The organism is Burkholderia reimsis (assembly GCF_003294055.1).
GTDB lineage: Bacteria > Pseudomonadota > Gammaproteobacteria > Burkholderiales > Burkholderiaceae > Burkholderia > Burkholderia cepacia.
Window position 1 is genome coordinate 166,540 of sequence record NZ_QMFZ01000010.1, and the last position, 15,919, is coordinate 182,458.

Below are 15,919 nucleotides of genomic sequence, written 5' to 3' on the forward strand. Positions count from 1 at the left end.
CACCCTGACGATCACGCGACAGTCGATGCGCGAGCGTGAACGGGCCCTAGTCCGCGCGCGTGCGCAGGATCGCGTCGGCGAACTCCACGAACCCGCTGCCGCCCGGGCCCTGCGTGATCCAGCGCGGCAACGCGGGCAACTGCCGCAGATACTCGACCACCGTGCTCATGCCGGCCGTGTGCGTGAAGTAGCCGAACATCGGCGCATCGTTGGTGGAATCGCCGGAATAGGCGACACAATCGCGCGCCGCGCCGGCGCCCGCATCGACGCCGAACGTGTCCGACAGCACGCGCAGCGACATCGACAGCTTGTCGTACCCGCCGACCCACCCGATGATCCACAGGTTGTTGATGGTCGCGTCCGCGCCGGCCTCGACCAGCGCGTCGCGGACCCGGTCGTCCTGGTCGCCGCCGGTGCGGGCGTACGCGAGCGACGTCAGCCTGAAATCCTGGTCGTCCGCGGGGCGGGCGGCGGGGACGGCCGCCTCGACCTGCCGCGCGATGCGCCGGAGTGCGTCGCGCGCGCCGGCGAGCGCATCGTCCGCATGCCAGTAACGGCGTTCGACGCCGTGCCCGTCCGGGCCGCGCCGGATGAAAAGGCCGCCGTTCTCCGCAATCACGCCGTCGACCGGCCACATGCGCGCCATCTGGTCGCACCAGCCCGCCGGCGCGGCCGTCACCGGGATCACGCGGATGCCGCCCGCCTGCAGGCGTTCGAGCGCCGTGTAGGTGCGGGCGGACAGGCGGCCGTGATGGGTCAGGGTCTCGTCCATGTCGGTCAGCAGGAAGCGGACGGACGAGAAGGTGTCGGCGGGGGCCAGGGAAAGCGGCTGCATGGTTTCGACAGCGGAATGACGGGCGTCGATTATGAAGAAGGGCGCCCGGCCGTGCCATGCCGCTTGCTGCTTTGCAATTCGTGCCGCGGAATAAGCGGTTTCCCGCGCCGGCCGGCGAAGTTGTCTGGACAAGCGCACCCGCCCGCGTGTCCGTTTCGATCATCTTTTCGGCCGCCCGGATCATTTTCAAAGCGCGCCGCGCGGGCGATAGTCGCCGGTCAGGCGACGGCCCGCGCTTCTGGCGTGCAGGCCGTCGCGCGAACGGCGCGCGGCCGGCGCGCCGTCCCCCGTGGAGTGAGACATGACGAACAGACACTGGACCGGGTCGTATGGCTCGATCCCCGCCGAGATCGATCCCGATCGCCATCCTTCCGTAAGCGCGCTGCTGGACGACGCGATGCACCGTTTCGCCGATCGTCCGGCGTTCCATTCGTACGGTCGCACGCTCAGCTATGCCGACGTCGACCGCCTGTCGACGGCGCTGGCCGCTTATCTGCAGCAGGTCGTGGGCGTGCGCAAGGGCGATCGCGTGGCCGTGATGCTGCCCAACGTGCTCGCGTTTCCGGTCGCGTTTGTCGCGGTCGCGAAGATCGGCGCGATCCAGGTCAACGTGAACCCGCTCTACACGGCGCGCGAGCTCGAGCATCAGCTCAACGACGCGGGCGTCGAAGTCGCCCTGGTGTGCGGCGGGTCGATGGGCACGTTCGCCGAGGTGGTCGGCGGCACGCGCGTGCGTACCGTGCTGAGCGTCGGGCGCGGCGATCTCGGCGTCGTCGATGCGCCGGCCGGGGCATGCGACGCGCTGCCGCCCGGTTCGATCCCGCTCGCGGACGCCATCGTCGCCGGCGAATCGCTCGCGTTCGAGCCGGTGCCGCTCGGCGGCGCGGACCTGCTGCTGCTGCAGTACACGGGCGGCACGACCGGCCTGTCGAAGGGGGCCGCGCTGTCGCACCGCAACCTCGTCGCGAACATCGCGCAGTTCGGCGCGATCGTGCCGGCCGCGCGCGAGCCGGGCGAGGAGGTCGTCGTCACGGCGATCCCGATGTATCACATCTTCGCGCTGACGGTGAACTTCCTGTCCTACTTCGCGATCGGCGCGCAGAACTGGCTGGTCGCGAACCCGCGCGACATGGACGGCTTCATCGACGTGCTGAAGGCCGCGCGGCCGACGGTATTCGTCGGCGTGAACACGCTGTATGCGGGGCTCGCCGGCCATCCGCGCCTGACGGAAGTCGACTGGTCGCGGCTGAAGCTGTCGGCCGGCGGCGGCGCGGCCGTGATCGACGTGATCTCGTCGCGCTGGAAGGCGGTGACGGGCAACTTCATTCGCGAAGGTTACGGGCTGTCGGAAACGTCGCCGGTCGTGTCGTTCAACCCGCAGTCGATCGACACGTTCACGGGCACCACGGGCCTGCCGCTGCCGTCGACCGACGTGAAGCTGCTCGACGACCAGGATCGCGAAGTCGCGATCGGCGAAGCCGGCGAAATCTGCGTGAAGGGGCCGCAGGTGATGAGCGGCTACTGGCAGAAACCGGACGCGAATGCGGCCGCGTTCACGACCGACGGCTATTTCCGCACGGGTGACGTCGGCGTGTTCGACGAAGCCGGTTTCCTGCGGATCGTCGACCGCAAGAAGGACATGATCATCGTGTCGGGCTTCAACGTGTACCCGAACGAGGTGGAAGCCGTCGCGACCGCCATGCCGGGCGTTGCCGAATGCGCGTGCATCGGCGTGCCGGACGCGCGCACGGGCGAGGCCGTCAAGCTGTTCGTCGTGCTGGCGCAGGATGCGTACGTCTCGGAGGAACAACTCGTCGCGCATTGCCGCGCGAGCCTCGCGGCCTACAAGGTGCCGAAGCTGATCCGCTTCGTCGACCGCCTGCCGAAGTCGACCGTCGGCAAGATCCTGCGTCGGGAACTCAGCCGCACCGACTGATGGCGTCGGCGCGCCGCGCAAGGCCCGGCGTGCCCCGGGCCCGGAAGGCCCCGCGCGGGCCGCTCAAGTACAATGCGAGCGGTTCGACCGACGGGGACGCGATGACCGGTTCAGATGCACTTTCCGCCCAGCCCGGGCCCGGGCGGGCGCTGCCTTCGCCGAGCGCGACGGTGCCGATCTCGCTCGTCAACGGCTTCCTCGCGAGCGCGGGCGTGCAGCGCGACGTGGTCGAGCGCTACCTGCGCGGGGCCGGCATCCCGATCGAGCTGCTCGGCGAACCGCATGCGCGCGTGACGGAGGAGCAGTTCTCGACGCTGTACCGCACGCTCGCGATCGACCTCGACGACGAGATGCCCGGCATCTTCTCGCGCCCGCTGCGCGGCGGCACGCTGAAATACCTGTGCCTGAGCCTGCTCGACGCGCGCAACCTCGAAACGGCGCAGCATCGTTTCGGGCAATTCTTCCATATCCTGCTCGACGATTTCTTCGTCGAATCGAAGCGCGACGGCCTCGTCGCGCAGGTGCTGCTGCGCCCGAACGACGCGATCGGCCCGATCGGCGCGCTCGGCCAGGAGCTGATGCTCAAGCTCGTGCACGGCGTGTGCTCCTGGCTGATCGGGCAGAAGATCCCGCTGCTGCAGATCGAGTTCGCGTGCCCGCGGCCGCGCCATGCGGTCGACCATCTGTATTTCTTTACCGGCTCCGTGGCGTTCGACTGCGAGCGCACGCTGATGCGCTTCAGCGCGGACTATCTCGACGCGCCGATCCGGCAGAGCAAGCGCAACCTGCGCAAGTTCCTCGCGCGCGCACCCGGCGACTGGATCTTCGAATCGTTCAGCGAACAGCTCGTGTGCCATCGCGTGCGGCAGTACCTGTCGGCCGCGTTGCCCGACCTGCCGGTGATCGACCAGGCGGCCGAGCACCTGCATTGCTCGGTGCGCACGTTGAGCCGCCACCTGGCCGCCGAAGGGACGACGTTCCAGGTGCTCAAGGACGAACTGCGGCGCGACATCGCGATCCAGCGGCTGACCGACACGCCCGACACGATCGCGGCGATCGGCGCCGACATCGGCTTCGACGATCCGAGCGCGTTCCATCGCGCGTTCCGGCACTGGACGGGGAGCACGCCGGGCACTTACCGGCGGCGCGCGTAGCGTGTGGTTTCAGCGCGGCCGGTTGCGCATGACCGGCTCCCGGTGCACGCGCTTGCGGTCGCCCGGTCCGGCCGCACGCGGCTGACGCTGGCGCGGGATGCGGTCATGCACGCGTCGGGCCGCCCGGGCAGCAGCGATGCCGGCCGTCGCCGGTCGCAGGCGACGGCCGGTAATCGACGCGCGATCAGCGCCAGTGGGTCTCCACCCATTCGCACACGCGCCGCCACGCGGCGGAATTCATGTACGCGCGGGTTTCCTGCTCCATCTCCGGCACTTTCTTCCACTCGTCCAGGCCGATCGGTTGTCCGAGCAGGAAATTGCCGCGCTGATAGCCGCTGCCCAGGATCTGCTCGACCTGGATCGCGGCGATCGCCGCCGTGGTGTCCATCGTCAGCCCGAGCAACGCCGCGGCCGGAACGTTCCCGCTCGCGAACGGCCACAGCCACGTCGAAACGCCCCAGTTCAACGGATTGCCGACCGCATCGGGTGGAATGCCTAGCGGGCTCGTTCCGGTGCCGAGCGACAGCAGGCGCACGTCGTTCAGGCTGCCCACGAGCCCGTTGCCCAGCGCTTCGGCAATGGCGGCCACCGACGGGTTGTTCGCGAACACGCCGCCGTCGGCGAAGTAGCCGAGGCCGGCGATTTCGTACGGCGGGAAATAGGCCGGCGCGGCCGACGTCGCAAGCGCGGCATCGGACAGGCGGATGTCCCGGTACGGGTTCCTGGCGCCGTTGGAGAACGTGCAGGGCGTCCAGCTTTTCGTGGACGGCTCCCACAGGCGCGCCGAGTTGATCGCGACGAAGCGGGACACGTCGGTCAGCCTGGCAGTACCGAGCAGCTTGTTCGCGATCTGCTGAACCCCGGTGTTGACATACTCGCACGCGCGCAGGCCCGGCCCGGCCTGCACGGTGCCCTGCTCGAGCGCTTGCTGCTGTTCCAGCCACGCGCCGTTTTTCTTGAAGATCGCCGCGCCCTGCGTGCGGTAGATGTCGACGATCTCCGCAATGGGCGCGCCACGCGCGAGCCCCAGGGCGATCAGGCCGCCCGTGGACGTGCCGGCGAAGCCGTCCGCTTTCGCGATGATCCCGCTTCGCTTGTCGAGGTCCTGGATGAGCAGGGCGGTGATCAACCCGCGAATGCCGCCGCCGTCGCAACTGAGAATCCTGAAGGTCATCGTGTTTCTCCTGGTTCGGGTGAGAGTGATGCTCGTGCCGCTTCGCATCGGGCCGCGCACATCACGTGACCGCCTACTGGCGTTCCGCGCGCCGGGTGGCGTCGTGAACCTTGCGCCCGCTGACCCATGTCTCCTGCACGACGATCTCGCGCAGTTGATAGGGGGTGCCGGATTGGACCTGCAGCGGATCGCGCTGCAGAATCACGAGGTCGGCCTGTTTTCCCTCCTTCAGCGAACCGACCTGATCGTCGAGGTGGCATTGCCACGCCGCGTCGATGGTCACCGCGCGCAGCGCCTCGGGCGCGCTCAGGCATTCGGCCGCGTTGAGTACCGCGAGCTCCGGGTCGGCCTCCATCGCCCGCCACATTGCCTGGTCCATATAGCGCAACGGCCCCAGCGGCGAGACGAAGTGATCGCTGTGCAGGCTGACGCGCAGGCCCTCGCGCAGTGCCGACTTGCATCGATCGAGCTTCTGCGCGCGGTCTTCGCCGAGAATGGTGTTCCGGAACGCGCGCCCCCAGTAGCCCACGTGGCCGATCAGGAAGCTGGGCGAGATGCCCAGCCGCTTCATGGTGCGCAGATCGTCGTCGTCGAGCAGCGACGCATGTTCGAGCCGGTGGCGCAACGGTTCCGCTTGCGCAACCGGCGCGGGAGCGGGCGAAGCGGGCTCGGGAACCTTGCTCAGCACCAACTGGTAGGCGGCCAGCACGTTGGCGATCCCCTCGTCGCCGTTCGCATGGACCAGGATCGGCCAGCCCGCCGCATCGACCTGCTGCATGATCTGCGCGAGCGAATCGATCGGCGTGAAATTGAACAGGCCGTTCGGCCCGACGCCGGGCACACTGTGCTCGGCGCAGCACTTGTACGGCGCGCTTTGCAGGCCGGTCAGGCCCTGGTTGGAACCATCGGCGATCAGCTTCATCGCGCGGATGGTGAACAGCGATTCGGGCGCGCTGTCCAGTTGCGGCTTGAACTGGTTGAGCCACAGCGGCCAGAGGTCGTTGTTGCCGAACAGGGCGCCACCCATGCGCACCGTCATCCACGGCGTGCTCGCCAGCGCCTGCAACAGGACCACTTCATAGAACCCCAGCCCCATCCCCACGCCGGCGTCGAACAGGGTGGTGATGCCGCGCTCGTTCGCATTCGACATCACCTTCCGCAAGGCGGACAGCAACGCGATCGGCGTCGGGCGCGGGACGGTGTTCGTCATCAGCGTGACCTGCGATTCGGTCAGCACGCCCTTGGGGAAACTGGCCTCGAGGCCGGCGGCCTTCAACGCGGCGCCGTTCGCATAGCCGAGATGCCCGGAGGCATTGATCAGGAACAGGCATGTGTCCGTGCTGATCTTGTCCAGCCATTCGCGGTCGATATCCACCCACTCGAGCATCAGCGACGGGTCGACGCCGCTGCCGCACACCCACTTTTCGCCATTTTTTCCATTGGGCTGCGCATCGTCGACCAATGCCTTGAGCTTGTCCGCGATGGTCTTGGCACTGTAGGCCGGATTCAGTTTCTGTTCGACGAACGGGGACAGGTCGTGCCACGGCTGAGTGAGGAACACGGCGCTGGGCAGCAGATGCGCGTGTGGTTCGATCAAGCCGGGCAGCAACGCATGGCCCGGTTCGAGCGTCTGCTCGCGCGCCCGGGGATAGCTGTCGCGCATGCGCCGGCGCACCTCGTCGAGCGTACCCGTGGCGATGACCTTGTGTTCGGCGATACCGAGCGCTTCGACACGCGTGTTGCAATCCTCCGGGTCCGGGTAGATCAGCCCGCCGTGAAAGATGACGGCCTCGGGCGCGCCAGGCGCTTCGAGCTGGCTCAATTCCTTGAGCAGGTCCTGCCATTCGCTCTCGCTCTGGCCGAGAGCGCCTGCGAGCAAATGCGGGCTGCAGCATGCACATCCGAGCTGGTTTCGATGGAACATGGTCCGATCCTTTTCAGTTTTTATTGCATTGATCGCGATTGTTTTAAAAAGGAACATCAGGTCGACCGGCGAGGTCGTACACGGAATCCGTGAATCGTGATGCACAGGCAGTTGCGAAGCCGATGCTTGCGTGCGCATCGGTTTCGCGCGGATCGCGGTATGCCGTCGCCTTCAATATCCGCCGCGGATCGTTTCGGAAATCAAAGCGCCGCGCGGGATAATGCGTCGAACAACGTGATACGGGAATCATGAGGCTCGCTTCATGAAACGATGCGGCGGAATGATACGGATGCCGAATCGATGCGACGGTGCGAATCGGGTGAAGCGTCCGAGCGCAATCCAATGTATATGCGCTGCATGGAGCCGGTGCAAGCCCGGAATCCGGAGGAAAGTGACGTGAGTCAATCCGTCGTGAAAGGCGATTCATGACGGATGCGTGAACGCATCCGGCAAGCGATCGACGGCCCGATCAGACCGGTCGAGCACCGCTACCGCGAGGTCCGGGTGCCTCGCACCAGTCCGGCGAGATCGACGAGCGCCCGAACCAGTCCCGCGAGCAGCAGCGCCGCGAGCACCAGATAGTCCGGCGTCTCGCGGATCACGACGGCGATCGGGTGGTCGGTCGCGGGAGACGAAACGACGAGGATCAGGCCGTAGACGACGAACCAGCCGGTCGCGATCGTCAGCACGACCGTGACCGTCAGGAGGCCGACGATCCGCGCAGCGCGCAGCCGCGATCGATGATGCGGGTTCACTGGCTGCTGCGCAGCCGGTAGCCGACGCCGCGCATCACTTCCGGCATCCCGGACGCGCCCGCGCTTTCGAGCTTCTTGCGCAACCGGCTGATATGGCTGTCGACGGTGCGTTCCAGCGCATCGACGTCGGCGAGGCACGCGTCGATCAGTTCGCTGCGCGTGAACACGCGGTTCGGCGATCCGGCCAGATGGGCGAGCAGCCGGAATTCGGTCAGCGTCAGCGCGATGCTGGTTTCCCCGCTGTCCGTGCGGACCGTGGTCAGATAGCTTTGCGTATCGATTTCGAGGTTGCCGACCTTGATGAAGCGTCCCGCGGCGGCGGTTTCCAGACGGCGCAGGATCGCCCGGATGCGCGCGACCACCTCGGCCGGATTGAACGGCTTCGTGATGTAGTCGTCCGCGCCGAAGCGCAGGCCCTGCAAGCGATCGATTTCGCGGTCGAGCGCCGTGATGATGACGATCGGCGTGTCGCCGCGGCGTCGCAGTTCGACCAGGACTTCCCAGCCGTCCTTGTTCGGCATCTTTACGTCGAGCAGGATCAGGTCGGGTTTCAGCACGCGCTGCACGTCGAGCACGGCCTGGCCGTGACCGACGCGATAGGTGCGAAAGCCGTCGTGAGCCAGGTAGGCGTCGAGTATGTCGGCGATCTCCGGATCGTCTTCGGCAATGAGTATCAGAGGGTTCATCGGTATCACTGAAAGTGAACGTGACCTGCAGGCGGGCCGGCGGCGCGGCACGTGCGCCGCCGGACTTCATCGTGCGTGCGGTCGTCGCGAACGGATCGGCGACGACGCGTTGCTCAGTTGTTCGCCACGTTGTTGGCGGGAGGCACATCGGTGTCGACCAGGCCGCCACCGAGCGCCTTGTAGAGCGCGACCGCGTTGCCCAGTTCGGCGTTGCGCAGATCCAGCAGCGCCTGACGCGCGGCATACAGCTGGCGCTGCGAGTCGAGCAGTTCCAGCCGATCCTCGATGCCGGCGCGATAGCGCAGGTTCACGAGATCGGTACGGCGCTCGGCGGTCTTGACGACGCGGTTTTGCGCATCGATCTGGCGGGTGAACGTCTCGCGCCCGGCGAGGCCGTCGGCCACTTCGCGGAACGCGGTCTGGATCGCGCGTTCGTATTCGACGACCGCGCTGGACTTGCGCACTTCCGCGAGATTCAGTTCGGAACGCAGCCGGCCGCCCTGGAAGATCGGCAACGTGACCTGCGGCGCGAAGCTCCACACGTTCTGGCCGCCGGCGAACAGGCTGCCCAGCCCCGGGCTCAGGAAACCGATGGACGACGTCAGCGACAGGCGCGGGAAGAACGCCGCGCGCGCCGCGCCGATGTCGGCGTTGGCGGCGACGAGGTTCTGCTCGGCCTGCTGGATGTCTGGCCGGCGGTACAGCAATTCCGACGGCAGGCCGGCCGGCAGTTGCGTCATCACCGGCTGGCGTTCCAGCGACAGCGGGTCGGGCAGGTTCTTCGGCAGGTCGGTGCCGACCAGCAGCCGCAGCGCGTTGCCTGCCTGCTCGACGGCGCGCGAGCGCGCTTCGAGATCGGCGCTGGCGCTCGCGACCTGGCCTTCGGCCTGCGCGATGTCGACACCGCTCGCCTGATCCGCGAGCTTGAGCCGGCGCGCGAGGTCGAGCGACTGGCGCCAGTCGTTCAGCGTGCGTTCGGACAACGCGCGCTGTTCCTGCGCGAGACGCTCGGCGAAATACGCGTTGGCCACGGAGCCGACGAGCGCGATCTGCACCGCGCGGCGACCGTGGTCGGTCGCGAGGTAGCGCGCGAACGCCGCATCGGACAGCGACTTCACGCGGCCGAACAGGTCGATCTCGAACGCGCTGACGCCGACGTTCACGCCGTACTGGTTCTGCGTCGTCTCGAAGATCGGCGGGTTCGATTGCGAGTCGGCCGGCGTGCGCTGGCGCGTGAAGCTCGCGCCGGCGCCGATCGACGGCAGGCGCGCGGAACGCTGGATGCCGTACTGCGCTTCGGCGGCCTGCACGTTCAGCGCGGCCAGGCGCAGGTCGCGGTTGTTGTCGAGCGCGAGCTCGATCAGGCGCTGCAGGCGGCGGTCGCCGAACATCGTGCGCCAGCCGAGATCGGCCGCGTTCGCGTGCTGGTCGGCCGCGGCAGCGGTCGTGTAGGCGGTCGGCACCGGCATCGCGGGCTTGACCAGCTTCGGGGCCATCGAGCATGCCGACAGCGCGAGGGCGGCGGAAACCGCGGCGGAAAGAATGAGCGATCGCATGGCGTCAACCTTCATGTTCGTGAGTCACGGTGGCGGGCTTCTTGCCGGATGCGCGCCATGCCGAGAGGCGTTCCTGGATGCTCATCACGAACACGTAGAAAACCGGAACGAAGAAAATGGCCAGCACGGTGGCGGTCACCATGCCGCCGAACACGCCGGTGCCGATCGCGTGCTGCGTCTCGGCGCTGGCGCCGGTCGCGATCATCAGCGGCACCACGCCGAGGCCGAACGCGAGCGAGGTCATCAGGATCGGGCGCAGGCGCAGCTTCGATGCCTGCACGGCCGCTTCGACGAGCCCCTTGCCTTCCTCGCGCAATTGCTTCGCGAACTCGACGATCAGGATCGCGTTCTTGGCAGACAGGCCGATCACGGTGATCATCCCGACCTTGAAGAACACGTCGTTCGGCAAGCCGCGCAGCAGGACCGCGCCGATCGCGCCGATCAGGCCGAGCGGCACCACCAGCATCACCGACAGCGGGATCGACCAGCTTTCGTACAGCGCGGCGAGCACGAGGAACACGACGATCATCGACAGCACCATCAGCATCGGCGCTTCCGACGCCGACTGGCGTTCCTGCAGCGACTGGCCGGTCCACTCGACCGCGAAGCCCGGGGGCAGTTGCGCGGCCAGACGCTCCATCTCGGCCATCGCGGCACCGCTCGACTGGCCGGGGGCGGCCATACCCGAGATACGCGCGGACGGATAACCCTTGAAGCGCACCATCTGCAGTGGGGTCTCGGTCCATACCGGGCGAACCACTTCGGACAGCGGCACCATGCCGCCGGCCGCGTTGCGCATGTACAGCTTCATCACCTTGTCGATCTGCATGCGCGCCGGCGCGTCGGCCTGGATGATCACCTGCTGCATGCGGCCCGCGTTCGGAAAGTCGTTCACGTAGGTCGAACCCATCGCGGTCGACAACGTGTCGCTGATCGTCGTGAACGAGACGCCGAGCGCCTGCGCCTTCGCGCGGTCGATCTCGAGCCGGATGCTCGTGCCGGCCGGCAGGCTGTCCGGATACACACCGGTCACGACCTTGCTTTGCGCGGCGAGTTCGAGCAGCTTCGCTTCAGCCGCCTTGAGCGCCGCCGTGCCCTGGTTGGCGCGGTCTTCCAGGCGCATCGCGAAGCCCGAACTGTTGCCGAGTTCATCGATCGCCGGCGGCAGCAGGCTCATCACCGCGCCTTCGGTGACCCCGGCCATCGCCTGCTGGGCCCGCATGCCTTCTTCGAGCGTCGATGCGTCACCGCGGTCCTTCCAGTCTTTCATGACGGACCAGTTGATCGCAGCGTTCGGGCCCTGGCCCGAGAAGCCGTAGCCGATCACGGAAATGCTCGACCGGATTGCCGGACGCGAGGCAAGATGCTTCTCCAGCGTTTTGACGACGTCATGCGTACGCTCGGCAGTGGAGTCCGCCGGCATCAGAAAGCTGGTGATGAAGTAGCCCTGGTCCTCGTCCGGCAGGAACGACGACGGCAGGCCGCGGAAGCCGAACACCAGCGCGCCCGAGATCGCGACGAACACGAGCATCACGCGACCCGTGCGGCCGACCAGGCGGCCGACGCGCGTCTCGTACCATTTCGTCAGGCGATCGAAGCGGCGGTTGAACCAGCCGAAGAAGCCGCGTTTCTCGTGGTGGCCCGGCTCGACCGGCTTGAGCATCGTTGCGCACAGGGCCGGCGTGAGCGTCAGCGCGAGCAGCGCCGAGAACAGGATCGACACGGCCATCGACATCGTGAACTGCTTGTAGATCACGCCGACCGAGCCGCTCGCCATCGCCATCGGCAGGAACACCGCGGTCAGCACCAGCGTGACGCCGATGATCGCACCGGTGATCTCCTTCATCGCCTTCGACGTCGCGTCCTTCGGCGACAGGCCTTCCTCCGCCATCAGGCGTTCGACGTTCTCGACGACGACGATCGCATCGTCGACGATGATGCCGATCGCGAGCACCATGCCGAACATCGTCAGCACGTTGATCGAGAATCCCGTCAGCAGCATCACCGCGAACGTGCCGAGCATGGCGACCGGCGCGACGATGGCCGGGATCAGCGTGTAGCGCACGTTCTGCAGGAACAGGTACATCACGAGGAACACGAGCACCATCGCTTCGAGCAGCGTATGCAGCACCTTCTCGATCGAGATCTTCACGAACGGCGACGTGTCGAGCGGGATCGAGTAGGTCATGCCCGACGGCATCGACTTGCTCAGTTCGGCCATGCGTGCACGGATCGCTTCCGCGGTCTTCACCGCGTTGGCGCCCGGTGCGAGCTGCACGCCGGCGAGGGTGGCGGGCTTGTTGTTCTCGCGGCTCACGAACGTGTAGTTTTGCGAACCGAGTTCGACGCGTGCGACGTCGCCGAGCACGACCTTCGAGCCGTCCACGTTCGCGCGCAGCACGACCTTCGCGAACTCTTCCGGCGTCGTGAGCTGGCCCTGCGCGGTGAGCGGCACGGTCACGCGCTGGCCCTTCAATGCGGGCAGCGCACCGAGGCTGCCCGGCGCGATCTGCACGTTCTGCTGGCCGATCGCGGTCGTCAGGTCGCTCATCGACAGCCCGAAATTGATCAGCTTCTGCGGATCGACCCAGATGCGCATCGCGCGTTCGGAGCCGAACTGCAGCACACGGCCGACGCCGTCGATACGCCGCAGCTCCTCGGACACGCTGCGCGCCATGTAGTCGGCGAGCGCGCCTTCGTCGAAGCGGCCGTTGTCGGAGCGCAGGCTGACGATCATCAGGAAGCCCGACGACGCGGATTCGACGATCAGCCCGTTCTGGCGCACGGCCGCGGGCAGGCGCGGCTCGACCGACTTGATCTTGTTCTGCACGTCGACCTGCGCCAGCGCCGGATCGGTGCCGGGCTTGAACGTCACGGTGATCTGCGCCTGACCGGACGTATCGGCCGACGATTCGAAGTACAGCAGGTTCTTGACGCCGGACAGCTCGCGCTCGATAAGGCTCAGCACGCCGTCGTTCATCGTCTGCGGCGTGGCGCCCGGGTAGTTCGCGGTGATCGTGACGGACGGCGGTGCGACCGACGGATAGCGCGCGACCGGCAGTTGCGGGATCGCGATCAGCCCCGCGAGGATGATGAAGAGCGCGATCACCCACGCAAACACCGGGCGGCGGATAAAGAATTCAGCCATGACTGGAGGCTCCTCGTGGCTCAGTGCGCGGACGCGGTGGTCGCCGCGTCAGGCGACTTCCAGTCGGTCGCGGCGGCCGGCGCGCCGTCGACCAGGCGTTCCATCCCTTCGACGACGACCTTCTGGCCGGCCTGCAGGCCCGACTTGATGCGGTAGCTGCGGTTCGTCAGCTCGCCGACTTCGACGGCCTTCAGATGCGCGGTGCCCTTCGCGTCGAGCACCCATACCTGCGGCTTGCCGCCGGCGCGGACGACCGCTTGTTGCGGCACCATCAGCGCGTTGGCATAGTGCGCGCGCGGTACGCGGGCGCGGACGTACATGCCCGGCAGCAGCTCGCGTTTCGGGTTGTCGACCAGCACGCGCAGCAGCACGTCGCCGGTGCCCGGATCGACGTTGACGCCCGAGAACAGCATGCGGCCGCGCACGTCGTAGCGCGTGTCGTCTTCGCGCAGCACATCGATTGGCAGGCTGTTGCTGTTCGACGCTTGCGTCTGCGCCGCGAGCGCGCCGCGCAGCGATTCGAGCGACGCGGCCGGCTGGCGCACGTCCACGTAGACCTGGTCGATCTGCTGGATGCGTGCCATCGGTTGGCTGTCGCTGCTCGCGACGAGCGCACCCTCGGTCACGAGGGCCTGGTCGATGCGGCCCGTGATCGGCGCTTCGACGGTTGCGAACTTGAGGTCGAGCTGGCGTCGTGCGAGCGTCGCGCGGGCCTGCGCGACGTCGGCGGCGGCCTGGTCGCGTTGCGACACCGAGTCGTCGTAGACCTGCCGGCTGATCGCGTCGGCTTCGACCAGCGGCTTCAGCCGCGTGGTCTGCACCCTGGCTCGTGCAAGCGCGGCTTCTGCGCGTTGCAGCGCCGCCGCTGCTGTATCCATGTCGGCCTTGAACGGCGCCGGGTTGATCTGGAACAGCGGCTGGCCTGCGCGGACCTCGGTGCCCTGTTCGAACAGCCGTCGCTGGACGATGCCGCTGACCTGCGGCCGGATTTCGGCGATCCGCACGGCCGCGACGCGGCCCGGCAGGTCTTCGCTCACGTCGAGGGGCGCGGCGGTTACGGTCATCGCCGCCACCGGGATGGCCGGCGCGGCGGCCTGCTGTTCGGAGGGCCCGCAGCCCGTCAGCATCGCCGCCACCAGCGCGCACACGGCGCCGTAGCAGGCTCGTTTCTGATTCTTCATGTGGACTCCATGGGACGCAGGCACCCGATGGCCCGCATTTTCGGTTCGCAGTGTGCGTATGCCCGATGGAGTTTTTTGTGCGGAAAGATGGAGGTTTGATGGAGGAGGCGAAAGAATCGCGGAATGGCGATGCGGCGGCGGTGGCGGTGCTTTGCATCCGGAGCGCGTGCTCCCATAACCGGGAACCTTCGCGCGTTCCCATGAACGGCATCCCATCATCGATGCCGACGGCGGCCGTCGCGCAAGCATGCGCCGCGAGGATTGCTGCGCCGGTTTATCCAGTCTCGACCGCGACGCAGGCCGCTGCGCCGCACGCCGCCGCCGCCCGCAGGTGGCGATCGCGGTCGGCCAGCCAGTCCTTGCGTTCGCCGCGCCAGCCCACCGCATGGATCTTGTCCATCTGGCGCGCGGCAACGGTGGCCGCGCAGGCCAGGCCGGGGAGCGGGATGTCGAGCAGGCGCCAGCGGCCCGCATGCGGCGTATCGACCTCGCGGAACGGCCCCGCAAACGGCGCCAGCGACGCGAGCGTCGCGCCGTGGCCGCTTCCGCATGCGTTCGAGAGGCTGTCCAGCCGAAGCTGGTCGCGCGATGCCGGACCGGCGGGCGTGCCGGCTTGCGCCATGCCCAGCCCGATCGGGCCACGGGCGATCGCGATCACGATCCAGATGCCGGCGTGGCCGACCACGACGTCGAGCCCGTCCAGCGAGTCGCAGCCCGCGATCGCGATATGGTCGGCCTCGCGCTCGATCAGCGTGAGTTCGTCGGCGGCGCGGCCGGCCAGCGTCCCCAGGATCGCGCGCAGCGCCGACCGGCCGATCGCGAAGCGGCGGCCGTGCGCGCGGTTCGGATGCATCCTGGCACGCCGCAGTTCCGTCTTCGACAGGCAGAGATGGCCTTGCTCGCTGGTGACGAGCTGCCATTCGCCGCGCAGTCGCCACAACAGGATCTCGCCCGGATCGGGGAGCCGCGACGGACATGACGCCAGCGTGTGCGAGCCGGTGATCGTCAGGGCGGGATAGCGCATGCGGGCCCCCGTGTTGGTGGCGGATTCGACGTGGCCCGGCGTGCCGGCCCCGTCATGCCTGTTGTCCGGTTTGCAGCGCGTCGTTGCCCGAATGCTGCCGCGTGAGCCGGGCGGCAAGCGAGACGGCCTGCCCGAACGACGCCACCGCGTGATGCGGAATCCCGAATGCCTTGACGGCGACCTCGCCCTGCGCGGCCACTTCCGCGCGCCGGTCGGGATCGGGTTCGACGCTGACGAGCGCCTTGCAGACGGCGCCCAGCTCGACCTTGTTCTGCTTGAGCCAGACCGCGCGGTGCTTGCGGTCGTCGTGGCTCTCGTCGTTATCGAGTTCGACGTAGACGATCACGAACGGCTCGCCGTGGCGCATCAGCGTGTCGATCTCGCCTTCCCAGCGCGGCGCGTAGCCCGGTGTCGCGTGTTCGGGGCGAAACACGCAGACCGGAAAGAGATGGATGTCGTGCAGCGCGAAATCATTCGGATTGAGAGCGGACATCGAGGGTTCTCCGTTGGATGAGCGACGCCGAAGCGTCGGGTGGCCGTGCGTGG

At 67.7% G+C, this 15,919-nt stretch carries 12 protein-coding genes; 2 read left to right on the top strand and 10 right to left on the bottom strand.

Annotation, left to right across the window (positions count from 1 at the left end; all coding sequences use genetic code 11):
• Positions 1–46: 46 nt before the first annotated feature.
• Positions 47–835 (bottom strand): HAD-IIB family hydrolase, encoded by a 789-nt coding sequence (locus DPV79_RS14725; protein WP_113045726.1) that lies wholly within the window; start codon positions 833–835, stop codon positions 47–49.
• Between the two features lie 301 nt (positions 836–1,136).
• Between DPV79_RS14725 and DPV79_RS14730 the strand changes: the two genes are divergently transcribed.
• Positions 1,137–2,771, top strand: coding sequence for an AMP-binding protein (locus tag DPV79_RS14730; RefSeq protein ID WP_113045727.1), 1,635 nt, complete (start codon positions 1,137–1,139; stop codon positions 2,769–2,771).
• Entirely contained in the window at positions 2,771–3,925 is a 1,155-nt protein-coding gene (locus DPV79_RS14735) for an AraC family transcriptional regulator (protein WP_113045728.1), read from the top strand. The genes DPV79_RS14730 and DPV79_RS14735 overlap by 1 nt, the downstream gene beginning before the upstream one ends.
• A gap of 184 nt (positions 3,926–4,109) precedes the next feature.
• On the opposite strand, the gene DPV79_RS14740 is transcribed toward DPV79_RS14735, so the two are convergent.
• The 9 genes from DPV79_RS14740 to DPV79_RS14780 form a co-directional block, all read right to left on the bottom strand.
• Positions 4,110–5,099, bottom strand: coding sequence for a patatin-like phospholipase family protein (locus DPV79_RS14740; protein ID WP_113045729.1), 990 nt, complete (start codon positions 5,097–5,099; stop codon positions 4,110–4,112).
• A gap of 73 nt (positions 5,100–5,172) precedes the next feature.
• The gene (locus DPV79_RS14745; RefSeq protein WP_060377079.1) at positions 5,173–7,023 is read right to left on the bottom strand and encodes an amidohydrolase; all 1,851 of its coding nucleotides are present in this window, start codon (positions 7,021–7,023) and stop codon (positions 5,173–5,175) included.
• 488 nt (positions 7,024–7,511) lie between these two features.
• Positions 7,512–7,778, bottom strand: a complete 267-nt coding sequence (locus tag DPV79_RS14750; RefSeq protein ID WP_113045730.1) for a hypothetical protein — start codon at positions 7,776–7,778, stop codon at positions 7,512–7,514.
• Positions 7,775–8,464, bottom strand: a complete 690-nt coding sequence (locus tag DPV79_RS14755; RefSeq protein WP_113045731.1) for a response regulator — start codon at positions 8,462–8,464, stop codon at positions 7,775–7,777. Before DPV79_RS14755 ends, DPV79_RS14750 begins: the two co-directional genes overlap by 4 nt.
• Before the next feature lie 113 nt (positions 8,465–8,577).
• On the bottom strand, positions 8,578–10,020 hold the full coding sequence (locus DPV79_RS14760) for an efflux transporter outer membrane subunit (protein WP_113045759.1): 1,443 nt from the start codon (positions 10,018–10,020) through the stop codon (positions 8,578–8,580).
• A 4-nt stretch (positions 10,021–10,024) separates the two neighbouring features.
• Positions 10,025–13,168 (bottom strand): multidrug efflux RND transporter permease subunit, encoded by a 3,144-nt coding sequence (locus DPV79_RS14765; protein ID WP_113045732.1) that lies wholly within the window; start codon positions 13,166–13,168, stop codon positions 10,025–10,027.
• A 20-nt stretch (positions 13,169–13,188) separates the two neighbouring features.
• Positions 13,189–14,349, bottom strand: a complete 1,161-nt coding sequence (locus DPV79_RS14770) for an efflux RND transporter periplasmic adaptor subunit (RefSeq protein WP_113045733.1) — start codon at positions 14,347–14,349, stop codon at positions 13,189–13,191.
• Between the two features lie 274 nt (positions 14,350–14,623).
• Complete coding sequence (locus DPV79_RS14775) at positions 14,624–15,373, bottom strand: 4'-phosphopantetheinyl transferase family protein (RefSeq protein ID WP_113045734.1); 750 nt, start codon at positions 15,371–15,373, stop codon at positions 14,624–14,626.
• A 52-nt stretch (positions 15,374–15,425) separates the two neighbouring features.
• On the bottom strand, positions 15,426–15,866 hold the full coding sequence (locus tag DPV79_RS14780; RefSeq protein WP_113045735.1) for a hypothetical protein: 441 nt from the start codon (positions 15,864–15,866) through the stop codon (positions 15,426–15,428).
• Positions 15,867–15,919 lie beyond the last annotated feature (53 nt).

Coding starts and splice junctions, on each gene's coding strand:
- DPV79_RS14770 (WP_113045733.1), bottom strand. CDS start 14,349: ATGAAGAATCAGAAACGAGCCTGCTACGGCGCCGTGTGCGCGCTGGTG.
- DPV79_RS14740 (WP_113045729.1), bottom strand. CDS start 5,099: ATGACCTTCAGGATTCTCAGTTGCGACGGCGGCGGCATTCGCGGGTTG.
- DPV79_RS14745 (WP_060377079.1), bottom strand. CDS start 7,023: ATGTTCCATCGAAACCAGCTCGGATGTGCATGCTGCAGCCCGCATTTG.
- DPV79_RS14755 (WP_113045731.1), bottom strand. CDS start 8,464: ATGAACCCTCTGATACTCATTGCCGAAGACGATCCGGAGATCGCCGAC.
- DPV79_RS14765 (WP_113045732.1), bottom strand. CDS start 13,168: ATGGCTGAATTCTTTATCCGCCGCCCGGTGTTTGCGTGGGTGATCGCG.
- DPV79_RS14730 (WP_113045727.1), top strand. CDS start 1,137: ATGACGAACAGACACTGGACCGGGTCGTATGGCTCGATCCCCGCCGAG.
- DPV79_RS14735 (WP_113045728.1), top strand. CDS start 2,771: ATGGCGTCGGCGCGCCGCGCAAGGCCCGGCGTGCCCCGGGCCCGGAAG.
- DPV79_RS14725 (WP_113045726.1), bottom strand. CDS start 835: ATGCAGCCGCTTTCCCTGGCCCCCGCCGACACCTTCTCGTCCGTCCGC.
- DPV79_RS14780 (WP_113045735.1), bottom strand. CDS start 15,866: ATGTCCGCTCTCAATCCGAATGATTTCGCGCTGCACGACATCCATCTC.
- DPV79_RS14775 (WP_113045734.1), bottom strand. CDS start 15,373: ATGCGCTATCCCGCCCTGACGATCACCGGCTCGCACACGCTGGCGTCA.
- DPV79_RS14760 (WP_113045759.1), bottom strand. CDS start 10,020: ATGCGATCGCTCATTCTTTCCGCCGCGGTTTCCGCCGCCCTCGCGCTG.